This is a genomic window from Oscillatoria nigro-viridis PCC 7112 (assembly GCF_000317475.1).
GTDB classification, from domain to species: Bacteria; Cyanobacteriota; Cyanobacteriia; order Cyanobacteriales; family Microcoleaceae; genus Microcoleus; species Microcoleus nigroviridis.
On the sequence record NC_019729.1, the window covers coordinates 7,142,247 to 7,166,182 of the forward strand.

Consider the following 23,936-nt stretch of genomic DNA (forward strand, 5'->3'; position numbering starts at 1 on the left):
TAAACGTTTGCCATTTTAATACAGTAGCAGGTTCAATCATGGTAAAGTATCAGTATGAGGGATATTCCGCCGGAAAACACACTGTTTTACTCCGAGAAAACTTTGGAAGTGCCAAAGTGTATGCACAAAATGCACAGTCAGTGCTTAACAAAGCTACTGGATTTATCAGTGCTTACGATTTCACGCTGAATCCTTATCGCGGCTGTCAGTACGGATGCAGCTATTGTTATGCTGCTGCTTTTAGCCCGAATTCACAGATGCGGCAGGATTGGGGAAATTGGGTAATCATTAAGCAAAATGCAGCGGAACTTCTAAATAAAGAGTTGCAAAGATGGTACAAAAAGCAACCCGATAGACCGCCTAGCATTTACATGAGTAGTGTCACCGATCCGTATCAGCCAATTGAATCTAAAGAACAACTAACTAGGCACTTGTTAGAAGTGATGATTCCCTATCAACCGACATTAGTTATCCAAACTCGCAGTCCTATGATAACTAGAGATATCGATATTTTACAGCAATTTCAACGATTGCGAATTAACATGAGTATTCCCACAGGTAGCGAAAAAGTGAGGAAAGATTTTGAGCCTAAATCGCCTAGTATTCCTGCGAGACTCAAAGCTATTGCCAAACTGAAATACAGCTTTCCTTACCAAGAAAATTGCGAAGTCAGATTTTCTATAACTGTGACGCCACTACTCCCTACCTTACCCGAAGATGAAGCTAATTTTATTAGCAAGCTGGAAGTTGCAGATCGGGTGGTGATTCAGGATTTTCATGCCAGCAACGATCGATCGCTAATTGCGTCAACGCGATCGGAAGCATTAGCTCTTAAACAAAAGTACGCTTGGTGGTACAATACCGAACAGCAGAGTTATCGCAAGTTTAAAAATAAACTAAAGGCGATGCTTCCGGGGGTTGAAATCATGGAAGGTAAAGAGGGATTTGGCTATGAGTAATCCGCTAGTAAATTGGTGGCGTTCCCATAAGTTTAACGAAGCCGTTAAGAGTCAAAATAATCTAGTTGCCAAACAACTGTTAAAACAAATAGAAAATTCCGGGGCAAAACTCTCATGGCAGCAGAAGCTATTTAAAGAGCGCGTACAGCTTGAGAAGTTATTGCATAAAAAAAATGACCGCATCAAAGAAGCCGAGCGTCATTTAGAAGAATTAGAAATGCAACTAAGCTTCGGGCAACTTGACGATTCGCTGGCGCGGAGCGATCGATTAACCTTGTTTCCAGACACCAAGTTTATTGAATATATTGAAAATCGTTTTACAATGACAGAATGCGATGCAAGTATGATTCAATGCACAGGCATTGACGACCAAGTATTTAATGGATTTGAACAACATTTGGCTGGCTTCATCAAGAACGAGATTAATAATTTTGGTCGCCAACAAAATAATTTAGATTATTTACTTCAGCAAGCTATTGACGATATTCAAAAGCTGAAAGAAGGAGAAGATCCTCAATACAATTTTGAACTCAGTCCTCACATCTATTTAATCAGGTATTTCCTAGATAACGTCTATTGTACATATTTAGCTTGGTTCCTGATTTACAAAGCAGGATTATTGCCAACTAAAGTTAATATCCTCGATATTGCTGCTGGGCCGGGTACTGTTGCTTACGGACTCGGTTTGTTGTTGCAAAGCAGTAGCAACTTTTTTTCAATGCCACCAATGCACATATCCTACTACTCTCTGGAACAGCAAAAAGCTTTTCAATATCGCGGCCTCCAGTTTTGGCGGCAGTACATGGAACCGCAGGCGATGAATGCTTACTTTCGTTTTGACACTTCTAGCATCTTTGATGGGGAAAGTCAATCTAAAAGAGTGCCGAAAAAATTCTTTGATTTTATAGTGATTTCTCACTGTTTTTTTAACGATGAGGATAGAAGAGAAAAATCCCTTCAGATTTACAAGGATATATTTACAAACAGCCTGAATGATTCGGGTTACGCTTTGCTAATTATTCAAGAAAAGAAGTTGCTTGCACCGTACAATGTTCGTCTAGTTGATGATTGCCAACAGGAGCTAAGTGTAGTTAAACAATTTGTTGCTAACCTGGGATTAAACTTGGTTTGGTATAAATATTTAAGTTCAACCGGAAGCAGGACATCCCATCATAACTTTGGAAAGTTTGCTAGAGAAAATCTACCTGTCCAGAAATTTATCAGTCCACTTTTCCGCGAGCATTTTAAGTTACATTATGACTTAAGTTATGCACTTGATGATTATGTCATTCTAGCCAAAAACTCAAAAAATAATTAATTGTTTTTGAGATTAAGTTTGACCTTGTTTGCTGCTTTTTTCTATGCGTTTCTCATAGGTTGCTGCAGCTTTTAATTTTCAAGAGAGTAGAATTGATTTCTACGTCCTGCGCCCGGCCCGCCAGGGACTGAAGTCCCTGTCTAATAGCTAAAGTCCTCGGTCGAGGACTGAAAAGAAAATGTTATTTTTTTTAAGTGTTGAACTAAAATTTTCTGTTATGCTATGTATTTAGTCCTCTTTCAGAGGACTTTAGCTGTGAGCCAGGGAATTCATTCCCTGGCGGAATGTTGGGTAGCGGATAGTAATACTATATTGTTAATAATCTTTATTATTAAATCCAAAAAAATTGTGATTCAAAACTCGACTGAAACACCTACAAACAACATTCAAACTGCATGGCACGGTCGCCTGAATTTAGCCTACGCCAACCGATCCGGTGCAACTCAAATCATTCACAATCAAATGCAAGCACCCCTCAAGGTGCAGCGCCCGTTTTATCCTGAAGGGAAAGACGTTTGTCACAGCGTCATCTTGCACACGGCTGGTGGAGTTGTCGGGGGCGATCGACTTTCGGGCCATTTTCACCTCCAACCCAACGCCAAAGCCTTGATTACCACGGCCGCCGCTGGTAAAATCTATCGCAGCAGCGGACTAGAATCACAACAAAATATTGACATTCAGTTAGATACTGGTGCTAATTTAGAATGGCTGCCACAGGAAACAATAGTTTTTGACGGCGCAATATATCGGCAAAATTTGCGGGTAGAATTAGCACCAACAGCGAGAATTTTACTGTGGGAAATCACCCGATTTGGACGCAGTGCTAGGGGCGAAAACTTCTTGTCTGGAGAATGGCGATCGCACACCGAAGTCTGGCAAGAAAACAGCCCTTTATGGATTGACAGACAATTGCTCAAAGGTGGAGAAAAAATGCTCGAAAGTCCTCACGGTCTCGCAGGAAAACCCGTAGTCGCCACCCTCGCTTGGGTAGGCGAACCCGTAACCGCTGAATTCGTGGAAAAAGTGCGAGATTTGCCATCTGAGGCAACAATTTATCCTGGTAATTCCACCGTCGGCGTGACTCGTATTCCTAACGGTTTGCTGTGCCGATATCGCGGTACATCCACAACCGCAGCTAGAGACTGGTTTGTCAACATTTGGCAGTTGCTGCGCTTGTCTTTTTCACAACGCCCTTGCTGTTTGCCCAGAGTTTGGATAAAATAGGACGATCTTTGAGTTTCAATGTATAGTTGCCCTCCTAACTAGATTATTCATCTCTCTCTGCTCTTCCTGGGCGCCCTCTGCGCCCTTTGCGGTTTAATCATTCAGAAACAACCGTAAACGATATCATAACCAAATAATGCGATCGCCCTTACCCGAATAAAAATGCAACTCACCCCCCAAGAAAAAGACAAGCTGCTGATTTTCACCGCCGCCCTGGTAGCAGAGCGCCGGAAACAAAGAGGTTTAAAACTCAACTATCCAGAAGCACTAGCCTACATTTCTGCAGCCATCTTAGAAGGAGCAAGAGATGGCCTCACAGTCGCCGATTTAATGAGTTACGGAACAACTCTCCTGACGCGGGAAGATGTGATGGAAGGGATACCAGAAATGGTGCATGAAGTCCAGGTTGAGGCGACTTTTCCAGACGGCACTAAGTTGGTAACAGTGCACGATCCGATCCGTTAAAAAAATCAACCGCAGATACTCATAGGAGGAAAAGATGATTCCAGGAGAAATGATTGTTTCAGCAGGCGAAATAGAATTAAATGCCGATCGCCCAACGGTGCGGTTGCTTGTAGGAAATAAAGGCGATCGCCCGATACAAGTCGGTTCCCACTACCATTTTTACGAAGCTAACGAAGCCTTAGAATTTAATCGAGAACAAGCAAAAGGAATGCGGTTGGATATCCCCGCAGGTACAGCAGTCAGGTTTGAACCGGGAGATGAAAGGGAAGTTCAATTAGTGCCGTTTGTGGGTAGTCGTCAAGTCTACGGCTTTAATGGAAAAGTGAACGGTCATCTGGATGCTGAAGTATGAAGCCAGAAGGTAGTTCACGATGGTTGAATTTTGAATTGGAAACTTTTTAACTTAAAAGTTCAAGCAGTTTCAAAACAGAATGCAACTGTAAGCCATCTCCACACTATGATAGCGATCGGTCATCCCAATCCCAAATCTAAAATCGAAAATCGTGTCATTTCCAGCCCTATGCCTGGAGAGTGATAAAGTAAGCTCAAAACTTTTTCTGTGCCTTCTGTATAAGTGCTTTCTGGCTTTTTTTTGTTAGTTCAATCTCCTACTTTTGAGCGAGTTAAAATCTGCCGTTTGCGGTATACCGTGGTTGTTAAAACTGCAAAGATATACAGCAAAAGTGCATGATGAACCCAAAATTAGTTGACCAGATAAAACAGACATTGAAGCAGAGCTTGCTGGCAACATCAAGGCGTGTCTGGAGAACCCCGTTAGACCGGCGCACCAGCATCAAATTGTTAGATGACAGCATCGTTTATAAAAAGCAGCACGAACCCATCAATATACCCGCATTAACCTCAGTAAATAAAGGGCTTTCTCGGTTTTTTGCCACGGAAAAAACCCTGTCTTTTGACCCAGATTATGTTTGGAAGATTTTCCTGAATCAAAAAATAAATTCTCTCACTATTTGTACCTCTGGCAACACGCTGCTGAATAACAAGTTGCTTTTAGACTTGGATTTTCGGATTAGCGGTGCGGGCATTCTGGAATGGCCTTACAAACCTAACAAAATTACTTATCCCCTTGTAGTTGCTCCTTGGTCGCATTTGTGGTGCAGTTATTATGATTATATCATTTTTGTGCTGGCTAAACTTTGTCGAATTGAGGAGGCTTTAGGTAAGGAAATTTGGCAAGAAGCCAAAATTTGTTATCCTTTACGACATACAGATTTTGAGTTGGGCTTTATGACCAAACTCGGTATTCCTGAAAGTTCCCTAATCGACACTCGGGCTAGAGATACGGGATATCATGCAGAAAGCGTGGTGGTGGGAAACAATCAAGACTGGTATTTTCCCAGTCCTTACGATATAGAGCTTTTGCGGAAAAAATTCTGTCTTAAGGAAAAGGTAAAGCCTTTTAGAAAACTTTATCTGTCTAGAAGCGGCCGGCGCAAGGTTAAAAATGAAGTACAAGTGCGAGAGGTTTTGAAAGAATTTGATTTTGAAATTTTGGAAGATATCTCGCGCACTGTTGATGAACAAATTCGTCTGTTTGCAGAAGCGGCGGTGGTTGTCGGCCCTCACGGGGCTGGTTTTACAAATTTGCTGTGGAGTCAGCCGGGAACGAAAGTATTGGAATTCTTTTATGGAGGGTACACTCCGCCATATTTCTATTACATTTGCCAGCTATTGGGATTAGAATACTCCCGTATGGTTGATGACAATAATGTAGCGGAAGATTGGAGTTTCATTGGCATGGATATGACGGTGGATGTGGAGATTTTGAAAAGGGAAATCCAGAAAATGCTGGAGTAAATTTGCCCGTTTATAGCATTTTCGATTTTCGATTGGCAAGAATTGATGCCTATCGGGGTTTAAAGCTTGCCTGATGTTGTATTTTTTTTGACTGTTTCAGGTTGAGGAACTCGTCACATACTATAATTCAAGTGGGTCTCAACTGCCAACTAAAAATTTATTAATATTAGGAGCGAGCATGAGTTACAGAATGGATCGCCGCGCCTACGCGGAAACCTTCGGGCCGACTGTGGGCGATCGCGTCCGGTTAGCCGATACAGAATTATTCATAGAAGTTGAAAAAGACTTCACAACCTACGGGGATGAAGTTAAATTTGGCGGTGGCAAAGTCATTCGCGACGGCATGGGACAGTCGCCTATTTCTAATGCAGACGGTGCTGTTGACACGGTGATTACTAATGCTTTAATATTAGACTGGTGGGGGATTGTTAAAGCAGATGTCGGCATTAAAGACGGCAAAATTTACAAAATTGGTAAAGCCGGAAATCCTTATATTCAAGATAGGGTAGATATTATTATCGGGCCTGGTACTGAAGTAATTGCGGGTGAAGGTATGATTCTCACCGCTGGGGGAATTGATACTCACATTCACTTTATTTGCCCGCAGCAAATTGAAGTGGCGATCGCCTCTGGAATCACGACAATGATCGGCGGCGGCACAGGCCCTGCAACGGGTACAAACGCTACAACTTGCACTCCCGGGCCTTGGCATATGTACCGAATGCTGCAAGCAGCCGACGCTTTCCCCGTAAATCTAGGGTTTTTAGGTAAAGGAAATAGCAGTCAACCCCAAGGATTAGTCGAACAAATCTTTGCCGGTGCAATGGGTTTGAAACTCCACGAAGATTGGGGAACTACACCAGCAACGATCGACACTTGTTTGAGTGTAGCTGACGAGTACGACGTGCAAGTTGCAATTCACACGGATACTCTCAATGAAGCGGGATTTGTGGAAGCTACAATTGCCGCATTTAAAAATCGAGCTATTCACACTTACCACACCGAAGGTGCTGGCGGCGGACACGCACCGGATATTATTAAAGTGTGCGGACAAGCTAATGTTTTGCCCTCGTCAACTAACCCGACTCGCCCTTACACTGTCAATACTTTAGAAGAACATTTAGATATGTTGATGGTTTGCCACCATTTGGATCGAGGCATTCCTGAAGATGTGGCTTTTGCTGAATCGAGAATTAGAAGGGAAACTATTGCTGCTGAGGATATTCTCCACGATTTAGGTGCGTTTAGTATGATTTCTTCTGATTCTCAGGCGATGGGAAGAGTGGGAGAGGTGATTGTTCGGACTTGGCAAACGGCACATAAAATGAAGGTTCAAAGGGGGAATTTAGACGGGCAAGATGCCCGTTCCACAGGTGATTTAGACGGGCAAGATGCCCGTTCCACAGGTGATTTAGACGGGCAAGATGCCCGTTCCACAGGTGATTTAGACGGGCAAGATGCCCGTTCCACAGGGGGAGAAAATGACAATTTTCGGGTGAAGCGGTACATTGCGAAATATACAATTAATCCGGCGATTACTCACGGAATTAGTCAGTATGTCGGTTCGGTGGAAGAGGGGAAATTGGCGGATTTGTGTTTGTGGCGGCCGGCTTTTTTTGGAGTGAAACCGGAACTGGTAATTAAAGGAGGGGCGATCGCCTACGGACAGATGGGAGATGCTAACGCCAGCATTCCCACGCCGCAACCGGTGCATATGCGGCCGATGTTTGGCAGTTTTGGCGGTGCGATTGGGGCGACTTGTCTGACGTTCGTTTCCCAAGCTGCGCGCGATCGAGATATTGCCGCACAGCTAGGTTTGCAAAAGCCCACTGTAGCAGTTTCCGGCACACGAAAAATTAGCAAAAGAGATATGAAACTCAACGATTATTTGCCACAAATGGAAGTCGATCCAGAAACTTATGAAGTCAGGGCGGATGGGGAATTGTTAACTTGCGAACCGGCAACAGTTTTGCCAATGGCGCAGCGATACTTTTTGTTTTAACTGATATCTTGCACCATTTTCAGCAACAGGCAAGATGCCTGTTCCACAAAATATAAATTTTCTCGCTTCACAGGCATCTTGCCTGTTCATAAAAGGCTAATTGAAAATGGTGCAATATCTCTGTTTTAACCGATTATACAATCATGTATGGGCGGTTTTACCAACAAGATTGGCCAAAAACCGACAATCTCAAAAACCCGCCCCCACCCAACTATTTGCGACTATTGCTAGAGTGAACAAAAAGCACTGACGGGGTTGTCACCCCCTCAACCCAAAACGCTCTAATTTAATCACGACTCTCCTGGATTTTAAGATTCCCCCACCACGGGAAGTTTTATTTTGATTGATTTATTATCACCTCAAACTTAGGAGAGGCTTAATCGCTCGGTAAACTCAATTTTAATACCTGTCCAACTGATACCTCGTGCTTGTGCGTCGCTACTACCACCGCACCTTCTAATCGCGGATCGTAACATCCCACCCAAGCTGCAGGATGACATTCGTGTACTAAATACCCGTACAGCCAAATTGCTCCTCTACCTTCAATGACAATTCCTTGGCTTAATTGAACGTTTTGAGGAAGTTTCAAACCTTGTAAATCATCGGGTGTGATGATACCGTCTTGAGTTGTAATTCGCAAGCGCAAATGTTGGTAAGCTAAACCGTCTTGAGTTTGATTGGGGATTATTTTTAATTCAATAGGATTCATGGGATGCACAAATGTTGAATGCTGCGATAAAATCATATCATGTCCGGTAGTATGGGCGGGGGCGGGTTTATTATATTGTAGATTATGGGCAATTATTGTTGGTGAACCCGCCCCTACAAAAGTTAACATCATACAAGTCCGAATCAAACAGACATGATTTCATCTACCTTTTTAGGGTAAATTGGGAATCCGATCGCCAACTTTGAGTCCCAATTGGGCCGCCCTTCCGCCTCTGAGTTCAATAACTCCGTCAACGGGAACATCCGGGCCGTAGTTGGGGCAGGTTTCGCTCAAACACGGCGGTACGTTAGGAATTATCGCCTGCACGACGCCTTCCCGCAGAAAAACCATATCTAGCTCAATAAACACGTTTTTCATCCAAAAACGCACGTTTCGCGCGGGTTCGATCGGGAAAAGCATTCCCCTGTCGTCTGGCAATTCTGTGCGAAACATTAAACCTGTCGCTTGTTCTTGGGGAGTTTGCGCCACTTCCAGTCCGATCGCGCGATCGGCTATAATCGTGTTAACAGAAATTGGCAAAAGCTGACCCCTATCTAGTCCGCCAAACAGCGATATAAAGTTGGATTCAGTCAGATTAGGGTTTCCCGAAACAACTCCTAAATAATTACCAGACTTTTTATCTTTCATAATAGTTTGGTTGTCGGAAACAGAAATATCTAAATCGCTAAACTTCATGCCTTGTGTCAAGACAATTTTATCATTGCCGTTGCCAAAATCTGTAATTATATCTGCTTCAGTAATAGTAGATGCGGCGGAGGTTTTTTCCATCACAAATAAATCATCGCCTGCGCCTCCAGTCAAGATATCCCCGCCTTCGCCGCCTATTAGCAAATCGTTACCCCGATCGCCAAAAATCCAATCCGACTCTTGTCCTCCATAGATTGTATCGCTTCCCTGCCCGCCAGACAGCGTATCAGCGCCTTCATTTCCGGCCAGCAAATCATTTTCGCGATCGCCAAAAATTCGGTCATTTCCCCCCAAACCTCGAACAGTATCATTACCTGCAAATCCTCTAATCGTATCGTTGCTGAGAGTTCCCAGGAGAAAATCGAAGCCAAAAGTACCGTCGATGTTAACCATTTTGCGTTTAATGATGCGTTTAATAGAAGTAAGATTTGGCGATCGGCATCCGCCAACCGGTACCAAAAGCTCGATCGCTAATTTTCAAACCCGGGGCTGCTTGCCGCCGTTTAAACTCCGCTTGCCTCACTAATTTTACTACACGTTTAACCACTGCTTCATCGTGTCCTGCAGCCACAATTTGTTGGGCCGATTCGTGATGTTCGATCGACCGCTGCAAGATGTCATCCAAAACATCGTAATCCGGCAAAGAATCTCGGTCAATTTGGCCAGGTTTCAGTTCAGCACTCGGCGCTTTAGTAATAATATTAACCGGAATAATTTCCTTTCCCAGGGGCGGGCACGGGGGCACCGCCCCTACATATCCGCCAGAATTAAGCCACCGACAAAGCGAATAAACGCGAGTTTTCGGCACATCGGAAATCACCGCCAATCCCCCATTCATATCGCCGTAGAGAGTGCAGTAACCCACCGCCATTTCCGACTTATTGCCAGTCGAAAGCAGCAAATGTCCGAACTTATTAGAAATTGCCATCAACAGATTGCCTCGAATCCGCGATTGAATATTTTCCTCAGCAATCCCGAAAGTTGTGTTGACAAACAAATCGGCGAGAGTGCGATCGTAAGTTTTCATCAAATCGCCGATCGGCAACATTTCGATCGCGATACCCAGATTTCGGGCTAATTCCAAAGCATCATTAACCGAATGATCCGAACTGTAAGGAGAAGGCATCAGCACCCCTAGAACATTTTCGGGCCCGATCGCGCAACTGGCGATCGCCGCCACCAAAGCCGAATCTATCCCGCCGCTCAAACCGAGTACAACCTTAGAAAAACCGCACTTGCGAACATAATCTCGCACTCCCAAAACCAAAGCAGCCCAAATTTCGGCATCTCCCTCTGCCGGATGAAAACTCAAATCTGTTGTGGAACGGGCATCTTGCCCGTTCCCGCCGCTGCCAAATAAATCTTGTTTAGCTGCGTCATATTCCAGCACCGCAAAATCCGTTTCAAAAGAAGCTAATACCTGAATTAAATCACCCTTTCGATTCACAGCAAAACTGCTGCCGTCAAAAATAATATCGTCATTTCCCCCTACCTGATTAGCGTAAACAATCGGTATCCCGCAGCGGATGACGCTGTGCTGCAACATCGCCGATCGCACTCCCCGCTTCCCCGCAGAATAAGGCGATGCCGACAAATTCACCACTAAATCTACGCCCAATTTTGCCAAATCGGAAACAGGATCGCCCGCGTAACTGCGTTTACCCCAAAACTCCTCATTGTTCCACAAATCTTCACAAATTGTCACGCCGATTTTGACTTCGCCAATATAAAAGTAATTGCTGTTTTCTCCCGGTTCAAAATATCTATCTTCATCAAATACATCATAAGTAGGCAACAAGCGTTTATGAAAAACTTGTTTGACGGCACCATTTTGCAACAAAACAGCGCTATTAAACAATGATTTTCCGCCGAGTTTAACAGCATTAGCATTAGGTAAGGCAGTGCCTGCTATGACTGCCAACTCCGGTGGCAAAGCTTGCGCCAGTTGCAGCAACTGTGCACCTGCATCTGCAATGAAACTCGGATTGATTAACAAATCGCGCGGCGGATAACCGATCAGGGAAAGTTCCGGTGTTAGCAATAAGTTTGCGCCCTCAACCTCAGCTTTTTTCGCAGCCTCCAGAATTAGGCTGGAGTTGCCAAAGATATCACCAATAGTAGGGTTGAGTTGTGCGATCGCAATTTTCATATCACCAAATCACTTAATAAATATTGCTAACAATCCGCCCGCGGGGACTCACTTTCCTATAGTCCTAGATTTGAATGTAGCGAAAGATTACTCGGATTTGTAATGTTTCAACTCTTCCTCAATATAATAATTTACCAAATCCCGGTAAATATTTTCAACCACATCAGGATTCAAACCCGATTCTCGAGCCCACTCGCGCCGCTGCTGTAACATATCGTGAAAGCGATCGAACGATCTAACGCTAGCTTCACTCGTTTTGAACCTTGCAGCAGCGATGACGTATTGAAATCTCTTGCTCAAAGCCTCGATCACTTCTCGATCGATGATATCAATTTCCTCCCGCACTTCGTGAATATTAGCGCATTCATCAGGGTCTTTCATAGCCTTCACTCCTTAATAGCTTCTATTCTAATGTTACTAAATTGCTCCCCGAATGTCATCCAAGGAACAGCTAGATAAACACCAACGGCTTATTTTTGAAAGGAGCAAAAGCGGCCGCATCAAAGCGGTACAAACTAGCAGGACGGCCAGCCCCGCGCGAAACCTTAACACCGGTATCGCACAAAAAACCCAATTTCAACAATCGAGCTCTAAAATTAGAATAATCAGAAAAACTTTCCCCCAAAATAGTTGTATAAAGTTGATACAAATCGCTCAAAGTAAAAAGTTCCGGCAAAACTTCAAAAGCTACCGGGCTGTATTCAAGTTTGTTACGCAGCCGCCGGTATCCGTATTCGAGAATTTGATTGTGATCGAAAGCCAGCTTGGGAACTTGTTGCACGGGATACCAAGCAATACCGCCGACGCGGTGGCCCACACCCGCCACTACACTCCCAGCAATTAACTCAGCTTCCTCAAAGCGAACCAAAGCAAAATAACTAACCGAAAGATAACGATCGCCCCTGGTAATTTCCCGAGGATCGCGCCCCGGTTCTCCGAAAGTATACAATTGCTCCAGATACAAATTTTTTACCCGAATTTTCTCAGACAAAATTCGGTAAGCCGCATTTTCAAGAGACTCGCCCTGACGCAACAAAGTACCGGGAAGACTCCAAGAATCGATAAACGGTTCGTCTTGCCGCATTACCAACAGCACCAACAAGCGGTTCTGCACGGTATCGACGGAAAAAATAACATTATCTACTCCTACTTTAAAGTCAGCTAATGAGCAACCCTCGCTCTTTTTTGTGCCTCGTGCCATGCGTACAAATGCTCCCTATGGATGTAATCTTCGATGGTCGGAGTCAGAGCTTCCCTGTCTCCTGTTTCCCGATAGGAAGTAGAAGAAACATTGGGAGCACTCAAAGATGCGATCGCCACTTTTGCACCCATCCGCCTCAACTGCCACAAATCTAACTGTTCTGATGGATAACCAGGTCGCGGTACTATCAGTAACTCTACTTGTTTTAATAATTGTTCAAATTTGTACCAGCGAGACAGTTGCCCCACCAAGTCCGAACCTATTACCAGCGTCAAATCTGCATTAGGCCACAGCAATCTTGCTTGTTCCACAGTTTCCAACGTCCTCGGACTGCTGAGTTCTGGATGCAAGCAAAGATTGTGTCTGGGCGCATTAATTTCTTGAATCATTAACAGCAGCATTGCCGATCGGTGTTCTAGAGAAGTTTGGTGCGACTTAAAAGGATTGTCCGACGCCCAAACTGCTACCCAATCAAAATGTTGGGAAAGCCAACTCAGAATTGTTTTATGTCCTGCTGTGGGCGGATCGGCACTGGTTCCAAAAAGAGCAATCTTCTGCATAGGGAATCGGTAATTGGGAATTGTTGACTGTTGATTGTTGACTGTTGACTGTTGACTGTTGACTGTTGACTGTTGACTGTTGACTGTTGACTGTTGATTGATAACAATCTAAAATCTAAAATCGATTGACTGTTGACTGTTGACTGTTGATTGATAACAATCTAAAATCTAAAATCTAAAATCTAAAATCGATTGACTGTTGATTGTTGACTGTTGACTTCAATCTAAAATCTCAAATCTCAAATCTAAAATCGATTGACTCTTTTTCGTTTTTTGGGTGAGACTCTGCAAATCTGTTGAAATTTCCACTGGCGGCGAAATCGGGTTGTCAAGTTGGCGAGTTTCGGCTCGAAGACTGGCGACAGAAGCAGCAGTGCGTTTGGCGATCTCCTCCAAACTTTCCGGGTTCTGCACTCGTTTGCCGTCCTTGACAACCAACTCCATTAATGGTAAGTAAGAATCGCAATTGTGAAGAGTTTCTCCCGACAATCCCAAACAATCTCCGAGAATTTGCCCATTTTCAATATGTCTAAAAATTTGCTTTCTTCCTGGATATGTTACCTTGCCGCTTGCCTCTTTCATTACCGGAATTCCGTCAATTTCCACCAACTTATAAACACCGTTCACAGGGGAACCGCTGACCAACTTGGTTCCCAAACCGTAACCGTCAATGCAAGCACCGCTACTTTTTAATTTAGCAATTTCTCGATCGTCCAAATCGCCGCTAGCAAAAATTGGAACGCCCGGAAGGAGCGATCGAACTTCCCGAGACAGCACCGCCAAATCGCCCGAATCCAGGCGCACGCCTTCCAACTGCATTTCACCGCTGTTTACTCGATCGGCCAACATCCGCGCCGCCGCCACAGTATCATAAGTATCGATCAGCAGCGGCGCCCCCGGAAAATAGCGGTGAAAAGCTGCAAACGCCTGATTCTCGCTGCCTTCGAGGGCCGCCACAGCCATTACCAAAGCATGAGCCATAGTACCGACAGGCTTGCGGCCCAACTTCAAAGCAGCCAAAACATTAGAAGTTCCGTCGAACCCCGCAGCCAGGGCAGCCCTAGCCGCCCACACAGAAGCTTGAGGCCCAAAAGCCCTGCGCGTCCCGAATTCCAGCAACTTAGCCTCCGGGCCCGCCACATCGCGCAGCCGCGCTGCCCGCGTCGCGATCGAAGTTTGATAATTTACGGCATTCAACAAATAAGTTTCCACCAACTGAGCCTGCCACAGAGGAGCCTCAATTCGCAGCAGAGGCTCGTTGGCAAACACCGCCGTCCCCTCCGGCACCGCCCAAACATCGCCAGTAAAACTGGCTGTGGCGAGTAAAGTCCAAAATCGCTCTCCTGCGCCGGCAAAAATCCCAGTGGACTGCAAAGCCTGAATTTGCGCCGGCGAAAACCGAAATTTCTCCAAATAATCGATAACTTGCGCCAAACCCATCGCGATCGCGTAGCCAAAACCCTCTGGCAGCCTGCGCGCGAACAACTCAAAACTCGCGGCCCGCCCGTCGAGCCCTTCCCCGACGTAACAAGCGGCCATCGTTAGCTGGTAGAGATCCGTCAACAGGCTGTAATCTGCTGAAGAAACCGTCAGTTCCCGGTCTTCTAAGATTTCGTCAAAACCTGTGAGCTGCAGGCTTTCTGTGGTAGTTTTCATAAGAAAAACCCCGGACAAACTTCTTTTCCTTAATTATAGTGACAAACACCATATCTTTTTGTAAATTTTTGATAAAGATAGCAGATTTTTTCGCAAAAATTCGCCGATCATGCCCTTTGATAGCGGATTTAGGTTAATTTGTACATTAATATTATGGTAAAATCAATATAATTCCTGAATTTAACAAACTCAGGAATTAACCGCAAACACTCAAGCGTTCTGGGTTTTTGGCGAAAATATTTCCTTGCAGCCTTTGAATAGAGTTAGACAACGCGGTTTCTGAGCGTCGGGAGGGCGATCGCGAGTGCTTGAGTTGAGCAAGGAAAAATCTACCAGCAAAAGGTCGATCGTCCAAAAATGCGTAATTTCTCAAACCTTCAGCTTGCTTCATTGTTGCAGACCAATAAGTAATTCAAATAAATATTGCTAAACTCATCCACAGCCCAAAAACTAAAGTAATATTAAAAGTATCAGAACTCAGACAAGAGAGGCAGATTCTATGAATCTTTCTAAATCTTTGACAAACGCGATGCGTTACGTTTCGGAAGCAGCGGTGCGGATTTTTAGCCCCAGCGATGACAACTATCCAAATAGTGGAGTTCAACCTTTTGAGGGTAAGCCATCCAAAAGTTCTAAATCGAGATAATGAACAGCCCTTCCGGCAGTTTCGAGTGAGTTCGTTCGGCACAGGCATTCAGTTTAACAGTCAACAGTTAAGAATTAATTGTTGACTGTTAACTTTTGACTGTTAACTGTTGACTTTGACTGTTAATAGTAATTGTAGGTGGGTTTTCCCTTCCTTATACCCCACCTACAATTACACTGAACTTTCCCAACTGACAAAAGGCAGATTTATTGTAGAGTAAGCTTTTGAAATAAAGATTTTTGCCCCCAGTTTACTGCGTATAAATTAGAGAAACACCAGCAAAACTATAACCTTTTAAGTTGCTACTTCAATACCTTGGAGTAATTCTACTCATTGACAAAAGTATTTTTAGCTGAGGATCGCGAATTAAATAATTTACACTCTTGAAAGTGGGGTGGGCTCTTATAGCCCGCCCTTTCTGGACGGGCTCATGGGCCCATCCCACAAGTACCATTAAAATTGTAAGTTATTTAATTCTCATTCCTTAACGGGTGACCAATGTGTAGGCACTGGCTGCGGGCGATACCTAGCCGAAAGTTCGGGTCGTTCCCCCGTCTGAAGACTGGCTGTACGCTGGTCTTTTTGTTAGCTGAAAACTCTACTGTTAGTTAGGTCTTACGAGGGTTAATTGCCGTAAAGTGATTTTACAGGCAAGCTGCAAACAGGAGTGAGAACATTCAAGTAAGTGTACGGAAGCTTTGAACGTTTGTTGGGAAATTGTTTGTGCCTCAATTGACTTGCAAGGAATTTCCCCTTCAAATACACCCCTGCTTACAGCCGCGATCGCACTCTCGAAAGGACTAGCTGATGCAGGTAAAACAAAACAAACTTTTCACTACTGAAGCGATCGATCGCTTATCTTCACCGGAACGCCTCGACGAAATGATGCAGGTGGTTAGTCCTCGATCGTGGCTGCCACTAACTGCAATTGGCTGTTTAGTTGCTGCTGCAGGGGTTTGGAGTGCGATCGGGCGAATTCCGCTGACTGTTTCCGGTCAAGGCGTATTGCTTCTGCCCCGCCGCGTCGTGCAATTTCAAGCTGCTAGTTCCGGTCAATTGGTAAAGCTGAATATCAAGCCGGGAGATGCTGTCAAACGGGGTCAGGAAATCGGTAGAATTGATAAACTAGACCTCAAGCAGCAGTTAGAGCAAGAAAAAGCAAAATTAGCTGAACTGCAAGGGCAAAAGCAAGATACTAATAAGCTGCAAAAACAGCAAATTGCCCTGGAATTAAAAACCCTAGAACAGCAGCAAAAAGACCTTCAAGAAAGCTTGAATAGGGAGTCAGTCGCACCGATATTGCACCAGCAAAGTATGGCCGCATTAGAGCAAAAACGGCAAAGTTTGGAAGAAAGTTTGCGCCGAGAACAAATTGCCCCGGTACTGCGGCAGCAAACTCTGACAGCATTAGCAGAAAAACGGCAAAGTTTGGAAGAAAGTTTGCGGCGGGAACAAGTTGCACCGATATTGCGGCAGCAAACTCTCGCGGCGATCGCCAAAAAACGCGACAGTCTTTTGCAGCGAAAACAGCACATCACTTCTTTGGTAGAAACTTTGCAGCAGCGGTTTGAAACTCGCCGCGTTCTTTACGAACAAGAGAGGGCGATCAGCGAGGATGTAATGCTGCAAGCGAGACAGGAATTCGCGGACTCTCAGATGCAATTGGCGGATATTGAAACGCAGTTAAAGGAACTCGACGTTCAGAAAACCAATAGCGATCGCGAATTCCTGCAAAATCTCAATAAAATTGACGACCTCAAAAACAGCAAGCAGCAACTCAAGGTTGAAGCTACGAATACCGAACGAGAGTACCTGCAAAATCTCAACCGCCTTAATGAAATTAAAAACAATCTCCAAGAACTTAAAGTTCAGAAAAGTAACACCGAACGGGAGTACCTGCAAAACCTGAACAAAATTGACGAAATCAAAACTAAAATTAAAGACATGGAAACCCAAGCGGTCAAACTCGCTCAACAAGATTTAGAAAAGTCGATCGCCCAAACAAATCAAATTCAGGAAGTTAAACGCAAGATTGCCCACTTGCAGAATCAGTTGACCGCCGACAGCAAAATTACCAGCCAATACGACGGTCGCGTTTTAGAAGTTAGCGCCGTTGCAGGTCAAATGCTGAACGTCGGTACAAGAATCGGGACAGTTGAATCTGAGAATTCTCGCGAAAAAATGGTCAGTCTTGTTTATTTTGCTGACAGAGACGGCAAGCAAATTAAACCTGGAATGACCGTACAAGTTACCCCTAGCGTCGTCAAGCGGGAACGCTACGGCGGCATTGTCGGCAAAGTAACCCAAGTTTCTCCTTTTCCGGTTACTAATCAAGATATGTCGGCAATTATCGGCAATGAAAATTTGGCTGACAGCATCGCAAAAAACATCGCTGGCGGCGGTGCTCCCGTGCAAGTTTTTGTGGAATTGCAACAAGATCCGAACACTATCAGCGGTTATAAATGGTCTTCCTCGAACGGGCCTCCTCTCAAGATTTCGCCCGGTACTACGGCGCTAGTTCGGGTTCAAATTGGGCAGTTAGCGCCGATTTCTTACGTGATTCCTATTTTTCGGTCTTTGACAGGAGTTTACTAACAACAGGGCTGACGTATGGGTAGTCAGAAACCGGGTTTTTTACCTAATCTGCTCGCCCTCACGAAGTATTTTCGTAAAAAAACCCGGTTTATAAGTTGCGGTGCGTAAGTCTTGTTCATTTACTAATTACCCGTTAATAAGCAATGAAAATTCCCTGGATTCACAAGTTTTTTACACCGCCAAAATTAAGGCGAGTTCGCACTCCCACCCTGCTGCAAATGGAAGCAGTAGAATGCGGTGCTGCTGCTTTAGGAATTATTTTGAGTTACTGGGAACACCCGGTACCTTTAGCCCAATTGCGAAGCGAGTGCGGCGTTTCTCGCGATGGCAGTAAAGCTTCTAATATCCTTAAAGCAGCCCGAATTTACGGCTTAGATGCTAAAGGGTTTAAAAAAACTGTCGAAGAGTTGAAAGCTGTACCGCCGCCTTTTATTGTTTTTTGGAATTTCAATCATTTTTTGGTCGTCGAGGGGATTAAGAAAAAGCGCGTTTACCTCAACGACCCCGCATCGGGGCCGAGGACTGTTTCTCTAGAAGAATTTAAGTCTGCTTACACTGGCGTTGTTTTGATTTTTGAGCCGGGGCCGGAGTTTAAAAAAGGTGGGAAAAAACCGAGTATTGCCCGTGCTTTAGATTCCCGATTGCAAAGTTCGCGTTGGGCGATCGCATTTTGTTTAATTGCTGGTTTATTACTGACTGTTCCCCGTTTGGCTGGCGCGGCATTTACCCAAATTTTTGTAGATGAAATTCTCGTCGAAAACCGTCACGAGTGGCTGCGTCCTTTAATATTGGGAATGCTGTTTGCCGCCGCTATTCAAGGGCTGCTAGCGCGGATGCGGCTTTTCTATTTGCGGCGGCTGGCAAACAAGCTTTCGATTTCGATGTCGGGACAGTTTCTCTGGCATACTTTGCGCTTGCCTGTTGGATTTTACGCCCAGCGGTTTGCAGGTGAAATTAGCAGCCGCTGCCAAGTTAATGACAAGGTTGCTGAAATTTTATCGGGGAAACTTGCTGCAACTGCGATCGACGCGGTGATGATGGTTTTCTATGCGATAATTATGGTGATGTACGACTGGGTATTGACCAGTGTTGCGGCTGTTTTTGCAGCCTTAAACTTTTTGGCACTGCAATCTTTATCCCGCAGCCGCGTCGATGCTAACACCCGATTAGCTCAGGAAACAGGTAAGGTGGGCGGTGCTGCAATTGCAGGCATTCAATCTATTGAAACTGTCAAAGCTAGCGGTTTAGAATTCGATTTATTTTCTAAGTTTGCCGGCTACTATGCCAAAATGAGCAACGCCCAGCAAGAATTGGCTTTGCCCACTCAAGTATTGTCAATATTACCAGCATTTTTAACGGCATTAGCTGCAACTGCTATCTTAGTTGTCGGGGGCTTGCGGGTGATGAACGGCGGTTTGAGTATCGGAATGTTAATTGCCTATCAAAGTCTCACTCAACAATTCCTCCGACCTGTTAACAATCTAGTCAATTTTGGCAGCACTCTGCAAGAATTAGAAGCCGATTTAAACCGACTTGATGACGTTCTGCAAAACCCGATCGATCCAGAAGCAGACCGCGATTCTTTTAATAGTGGAAACGGCCGCGCCGCCCTTGCACCAGATTCTTTTCATTTGCAGGGCTGGATTGAATTGCGCGGTGTCAGTTTTGGCTACAGTCGCTTGGAAGCGCCGCTAATTGATAACTTGAACTTAACCGTAAAACCCGGTCAGCGGGTAGCGTTAGTGGGGGGCAGCGGTTCTGGGAAATCTACTATTGCCAAACTTGTTACCGGTCTTTACGAACCAATGAATGGTGCAATTTTATTTGACGGGGTTCCCCGCAATTTGATTCCCCGTTCTATCCTAGCAAATTCGCTGGCAATGGTCGAACAAGAGATATTTCTATTTGCCGGCACTGTTCGCGAAAATCTGACGCTTTGGGACCCGACAGTACCGGAAGCAGATTTAGTGCAAGCGTGCATTGATGCGGCAATTCACGAACTTATTTTGAATATGCCGGGAGGATACGATGCTCAACTCAATGAAGGGGGGACAAATATGAGCGGCGGACAGCGGCAGCGCTTGGAAATTGCCAGGGCATTAGTCAGGAATCCAGCGGTGTTGGTGCTGGATGAAGCAACGAGTGCTCTGGATGCTGAAACAGAGTTAATTATCGATCGCAATTTGAGGCGTCGCGGTACTTCTTGTATTGTGGTTGCTCACCGTTTGAGTACGATTCGAGATTGCGATGAAATTATTATGCTCGCAGGGGGGAAAGTAGTTGAAAGAGGGACTCATGAGGAGTTGCAAAAGCTGGGAGGTGCTTATGCTCGTTTGGTTGGGAACGAACAATAAACAGCAGAAATACAGTCCGCCAGCCCGATAGTCCGCCAGGGAATGAATTCCCTGTCTAATAGCTAAAGTCCTCTGAAGAGGACTGAAATGAGCGATGGTTTGATTGGGCTATTCAGTCGGTTTTAACCGACTTTAGCTATGAGACGGGGATTTTAATCCCCGGCGGGCTAAAGTCCTCGCTATGAGGACTGAAATGAGCGATGGTTTGATTTGGCTATTCAGTCGGTTTTAACCGACTTTAGCTATGAGACGGGGATTTTAATCCCCGGCGGATCTTCGGGTAAGCCCGATCGATTCGATCGCACTGTCTTCTTTGAGGCAAGGCTTTAAACCCCTGCCCGACTTGATATTACTAATTACCAATTACTAGCTATGCTCGATCTAAATCCTGTTAAGAAACTGCACCGAATTAAAGGCAATGAACCGCTGCTGCTGAATGACCCGCATCAGGTATGGATTGTTCGATCCTCTTCGAGGGCTTCGCTAACGGGCGCGATCGCACTTTTTGCAGCCAAGATACAAAGTGAGAAAACTGCCACCAACCGCCATTACCTGTTCGGCGTCGGTGCAGGGGAGGCTTTGTTCGGTACTGCCCTGGGGGATGGGTGGGGACTGCTGGCGATCGCGATCGCCGAAACGGAACTGGAACCGATCGCGATCGCAGATTGTGCCGCTTTAGTTGCTGCGGGTGACAGCAAAATGCGATCGCTTGTGGAAGGGTGGATACAGCATTTGGGAGAACGGGCGATTCCGTACGGGATAGACCCGCTTCACGCGCCAGAGGAAATAGTTGCCCCAGAAACTGCCGTTGTAGCAGCCTCGCAGCAGATATCGCTGCTTCCCGGTCAAATTCTGCGATCGCCCCCGGAAACTGTTGTCTGGGTGCGCGTCCAGTCGGGCGATGCGAGTGTCGGGGAATTGAAGTTAAATTCCGCTTCCCCAGCATTTCCTTTGGCTGGGAATATGCTGCTGGCGGCATCCGGGGAAGTTGAGGTGCAAATTTTCTCAACAGCAGAAGTGGAAAATGCCGACTGGCTGCGCGCGAGTTTAGCTTTGCTGCACGAGTATTTTTGCTGTTGCTTGAACTTGCTGGTTTCCCAGCAAAAAGCAGAGGAATTTCGCCGATTTCAGGAACGCGAACAGCTAAACCGCCAGGTAACTCAGACGGCTTTGGGAGAGTTAACCGAGGTGCTGCATCCCCGGAAAACTGCCTTGTCTGAGGAAGGAACGCCGCTGTTAATCGCTGCTGGGGCTGTAGGTAAGGCACAAGGGATAACAGTCAATCCCCCGGCGGGTTCCGAAGATTTGGGCCGGGTTAAAGATCCGATGGAGGCGATCGCGCGATCGTCCCAATTTCGCACTAGGCGAGTGCTGCTGGCTGGGGATTGGTGGCGGCAGAACTGCGGCCCGCTGCTTGCTTATACAAAGTTAGAAAACCGTCCGGTAGCATTGCTGCCCGGTAAGGGATCTCGCTATACATTGTTCGATCCGATCGATCGCACTCGCAAACGAGTAACTAAAGCAGTAGCGCAAGATTTGTCGCCAGAAACTCTCATGTTTTACCGGCCCCTGCCGCTATTAGTTCGCAACGCTGCGGAACTGTTTCGGTTCGGAACAAAGGGCTACGAAAAAGATATTATCATTGCTTTCGGGCTGGGGATATTGGGAACGCTGCTGGGGATGGTGACGCCGCAAGCTACCTCGATTTTGGTCAATGATGCTATTCCAGACAGCGATCTTTTGTTACTGTGGCAGTTAGGGCTGGTATTGTTAGTTGCGGCGATCGGACGGGCTGTATTTAGCATGGCCCAAACCATCCTGACGCTGCGGATCGAAAATGCTGCCAGCGGCACTCTCCAGCCGGCAGTTTGGGATCGATTGCTGAGATTAAAACCGGCATTTTTTCGCAGCTATTCTTCTGGCGACTTGCTGACTCGCTTATTAGCAGTTAATCAAATTCGCGCCCAACTCAGCGGCGCGACGCAGCGGACACTTTTGAGCGCCATATTTTCCCTGCTGAATTTGGGGCTGATGTTTGTTTACAGCCTGCCGCTGACTTTAGTCGGAATTGGTTTAACTCTTATTGCGGTTATAGTAACAGTCACATCCAGCTTGCTCTTAATCCCAAAAGAGCGGCAGATGGAAACAGGAGAAGGCGACATTAACGGGCTGACAGTAGAACTAATTAACGGAGTATCAAAGCTGCGGGTAGCGGCCGCAGAAGGGCGAGCCTTTGCAGCTTGGGCGAAAAAATACAGCCAGCAAATTAAACTAAGAACTGGAATTAAACGAATTGACGACAGCGTTTCTGTATTTAACGAAGCGCTACCGTTAGTAAGTTCTATTCTGATGTTTTGGTTTGCAATTGTGTTCATGCAAACCTCTCAAACAGGAGGAGGCGGACTGAATATGGGAACGTTTCTTGCTTTTAATTCCGCCTTCGGCACCTTTCTTTCTGGCGTCACAGATTTGAGCAATACCCTAACTGATATTTTAGGAATTGTACCGCTGTGGGAGCGAGCCAAACCGATCGTCCAGGGCATCCCGGAATCTGACCCGACAAAAGCCGATCCCGGCCGCTTGAAAGGTCAAATTACGATCGATAGGGCAACTTTCCGCTACCGGGAGGACGGGCCCCCAATTTTAGATGATGTCAGCATCAATATTCAACCGGGGGAATTTATCGCGATCGTCGGGCCGTCTGGTAGCGGCAAATCAACTTTATTTCGGCTGTTATTGGGATTTGAAATAGCACAAAGCGGCACTGTTTATTACGACAATCAAGATTTAGCAGGCCTCGAAGTTCAAGCTGTGCGGCGGCAGTTAGGAGTAGTGCTGCAAAACGGCAGAATTAATGCTGGTTCGATGTTTGACAATATTACCTGCGGGGCGGTGGTAACGCAGGAGGAAGCTTGGGAAGCAGCGCAAATGGCCGGTTTAGCGGCTGATATCGAACAAATGCCGATGGGAATGCACACGGTTGTCAGCGAGGGGGGCACGAATCTTTCGGGAGGACAGCGGCAGCGGTTATTAATTGCGCGCGCCATGGTGGTCAAACCAAAGGTTATCCTGATGGATGAAGCTACGAGTGCTTTGGACAACCGCACGCAGGCGATCGTTACTGAGAGTTTGGATAAGTTGAATGTGACGCGAGTTGTCATCGCCCACCGCCTGAGTACGATTCGCAATGCCGATCGCATTTATGTAATTGAAGCCGGCCGTTTGGTGGAATTTGGTTCGTTTGAGGAATTGGTAAAACAGGGAGGATTATTTGCTCGATTAGTGGCGCGGCAGTTAGAGTAATGGCAATTTCACAAACCCGTAGGGGCGGGTTAACCAACAATATCTGGCAAAAATCAACAATCTCGTAAACCCGCCCCCACCCCGCCCAAAATACAAATGTACCGCTAATTTATGGGATAAAATTGCCCGCCTCGACAGCAATTTCACAAACCCGTAGGGGCGGGTTCACCAACAATCTCAGGCAAAAATCTACAATCTCGTAAACCCGCCCCCACCACAAAAAAATACAAATGTACCGCTAATTTATCGGGTAAAATGTTGATGTAAAT

Annotated in this window: 19 protein-coding genes; 11 read left to right on the forward strand and 8 right to left on the reverse strand. The window is 45.7% G+C overall.

Going from position 1 to position 23,936, the window contains the following annotated elements:
- The first annotated feature begins 38 nt into the window (after positions 1–38).
- The 7 genes from OSC7112_RS29605 (at position 39) to ureC (ending at position 7,786) form a co-directional block, all read left to right on the forward strand.
- On the forward strand, positions 39–959 hold the full coding sequence (locus OSC7112_RS29605; RefSeq protein WP_015179360.1) for an SPL family radical SAM protein: 921 nt from the start codon (positions 39–41) through the stop codon (positions 957–959).
- The gene (locus OSC7112_RS29610; protein WP_015179361.1) at positions 952–2,277 is read left to right on the forward strand and encodes a hypothetical protein; all 1,326 of its coding nucleotides are present in this window, start codon (positions 952–954) and stop codon (positions 2,275–2,277) included. Before OSC7112_RS29605 ends, OSC7112_RS29610 begins: the two co-directional genes overlap by 8 nt.
- A gap of 222 nt (positions 2,278–2,499) precedes the next feature.
- Positions 2,500–3,501, forward strand: a complete 1,002-nt coding sequence (locus tag OSC7112_RS29615) for an urease accessory protein UreD (protein ID WP_015179362.1) — start codon at positions 2,500–2,502, stop codon at positions 3,499–3,501.
- A 162-nt stretch (positions 3,502–3,663) separates the two neighbouring features.
- The gene (gene ureA / locus OSC7112_RS29620) at positions 3,664–3,966 is read left to right on the forward strand and encodes an urease subunit gamma (RefSeq protein ID WP_015179363.1); all 303 of its coding nucleotides are present in this window, start codon (positions 3,664–3,666) and stop codon (positions 3,964–3,966) included.
- Between the two features lie 34 nt (positions 3,967–4,000).
- A complete protein-coding gene (locus tag OSC7112_RS29625; protein WP_006635320.1) occupies positions 4,001–4,318 on the forward strand; it encodes an urease subunit beta in 318 nt (105 codons plus the stop codon).
- Between the two features lie 335 nt (positions 4,319–4,653).
- Entirely contained in the window at positions 4,654–5,784 is a 1,131-nt protein-coding gene (locus OSC7112_RS29630) for a glycosyltransferase family 61 protein (RefSeq protein ID WP_015179364.1), read from the forward strand.
- A 178-nt stretch (positions 5,785–5,962) separates the two neighbouring features.
- Positions 5,963–7,786, forward strand: coding sequence for an urease subunit alpha (gene ureC / locus OSC7112_RS29635; RefSeq protein WP_015179365.1), 1,824 nt, complete (start codon positions 5,963–5,965; stop codon positions 7,784–7,786).
- Positions 7,787–8,162: 376 nt separating this feature from the next.
- Here the strand turns inward: ureC and crn3 are convergent, their stop codons facing one another.
- The 8 genes from crn3 to OSC7112_RS29675 form a co-directional block, all read right to left on the reverse strand.
- Complete coding sequence (crn3, locus tag OSC7112_RS29640; protein ID WP_041623637.1) at positions 8,163–8,495, reverse strand: CRISPR-associated ring nuclease Crn3/Csx3; 333 nt, start codon at positions 8,493–8,495, stop codon at positions 8,163–8,165.
- A gap of 171 nt (positions 8,496–8,666) precedes the next feature.
- Positions 8,667–9,596, reverse strand: coding sequence for a DUF192 domain-containing protein (locus OSC7112_RS42240; RefSeq protein ID WP_015179367.1), 930 nt, complete (start codon positions 9,594–9,596; stop codon positions 8,667–8,669).
- Positions 9,597–9,615: 19 nt separating this feature from the next.
- Positions 9,616–11,352, reverse strand: a complete 1,737-nt coding sequence (locus OSC7112_RS29650; RefSeq protein ID WP_015179368.1) for an NAD+ synthase — start codon at positions 11,350–11,352, stop codon at positions 9,616–9,618.
- Positions 11,353–11,439: 87 nt separating this feature from the next.
- A complete protein-coding gene (locus OSC7112_RS29655) occupies positions 11,440–11,733 on the reverse strand; it encodes an isochorismate lyase (RefSeq protein ID WP_015179369.1) in 294 nt (97 codons plus the stop codon).
- Between the two features lie 70 nt (positions 11,734–11,803).
- Positions 11,804–12,553 (reverse strand): NUDIX hydrolase, encoded by a 750-nt coding sequence (locus OSC7112_RS29660; RefSeq protein ID WP_015179370.1) that lies wholly within the window; start codon positions 12,551–12,553, stop codon positions 11,804–11,806.
- Entirely contained in the window at positions 12,514–13,113 is a 600-nt protein-coding gene (locus tag OSC7112_RS29665; RefSeq protein ID WP_015179371.1) for a nicotinate-nucleotide adenylyltransferase, read from the reverse strand. Before OSC7112_RS29665 ends, OSC7112_RS29660 begins: the two co-directional genes overlap by 40 nt.
- Positions 13,114–13,332: 219 nt before the next feature.
- Positions 13,333–14,769: a nicotinate phosphoribosyltransferase gene (locus tag OSC7112_RS29670; RefSeq protein ID WP_015179372.1), complete on the reverse strand. Its 1,437-nt coding sequence runs from the start codon at positions 14,767–14,769 to the stop codon at positions 13,333–13,335.
- A 196-nt stretch (positions 14,770–14,965) separates the two neighbouring features.
- A complete protein-coding gene (locus OSC7112_RS29675) occupies positions 14,966–15,160 on the reverse strand; it encodes a hypothetical protein (protein WP_015179373.1) in 195 nt (64 codons plus the stop codon).
- Positions 15,161–15,268: 108 nt separating this feature from the next.
- Between OSC7112_RS29675 and OSC7112_RS36425 the strand changes: the two genes are divergently transcribed.
- The 4 genes from OSC7112_RS36425 to OSC7112_RS29690 all read left to right on the forward strand — a co-directional run bounded on the left by OSC7112_RS36425 (position 15,269) and on the right by OSC7112_RS29690 (position 23,667).
- Positions 15,269–15,415: a hypothetical protein gene (locus OSC7112_RS36425; protein ID WP_015179374.1), complete on the forward strand. Its 147-nt coding sequence runs from the start codon at positions 15,269–15,271 to the stop codon at positions 15,413–15,415.
- A gap of 807 nt (positions 15,416–16,222) precedes the next feature.
- On the forward strand, positions 16,223–18,010 hold the full coding sequence (locus OSC7112_RS29680) for an NHLP bacteriocin system secretion protein (protein WP_015179375.1): 1,788 nt from the start codon (positions 16,223–16,225) through the stop codon (positions 18,008–18,010).
- A 143-nt stretch (positions 18,011–18,153) separates the two neighbouring features.
- Positions 18,154–20,364: an NHLP family bacteriocin export ABC transporter peptidase/permease/ATPase subunit gene (locus tag OSC7112_RS29685; protein ID WP_015179376.1), complete on the forward strand. Its 2,211-nt coding sequence runs from the start codon at positions 18,154–18,156 to the stop codon at positions 20,362–20,364.
- Positions 20,365–20,736: 372 nt separating this feature from the next.
- Positions 20,737–23,667, forward strand: a complete 2,931-nt coding sequence (locus OSC7112_RS29690; protein WP_015179377.1) for an NHLP bacteriocin export ABC transporter permease/ATPase subunit — start codon at positions 20,737–20,739, stop codon at positions 23,665–23,667.
- Positions 23,668–23,936: the final 269 nt, after the last annotated feature.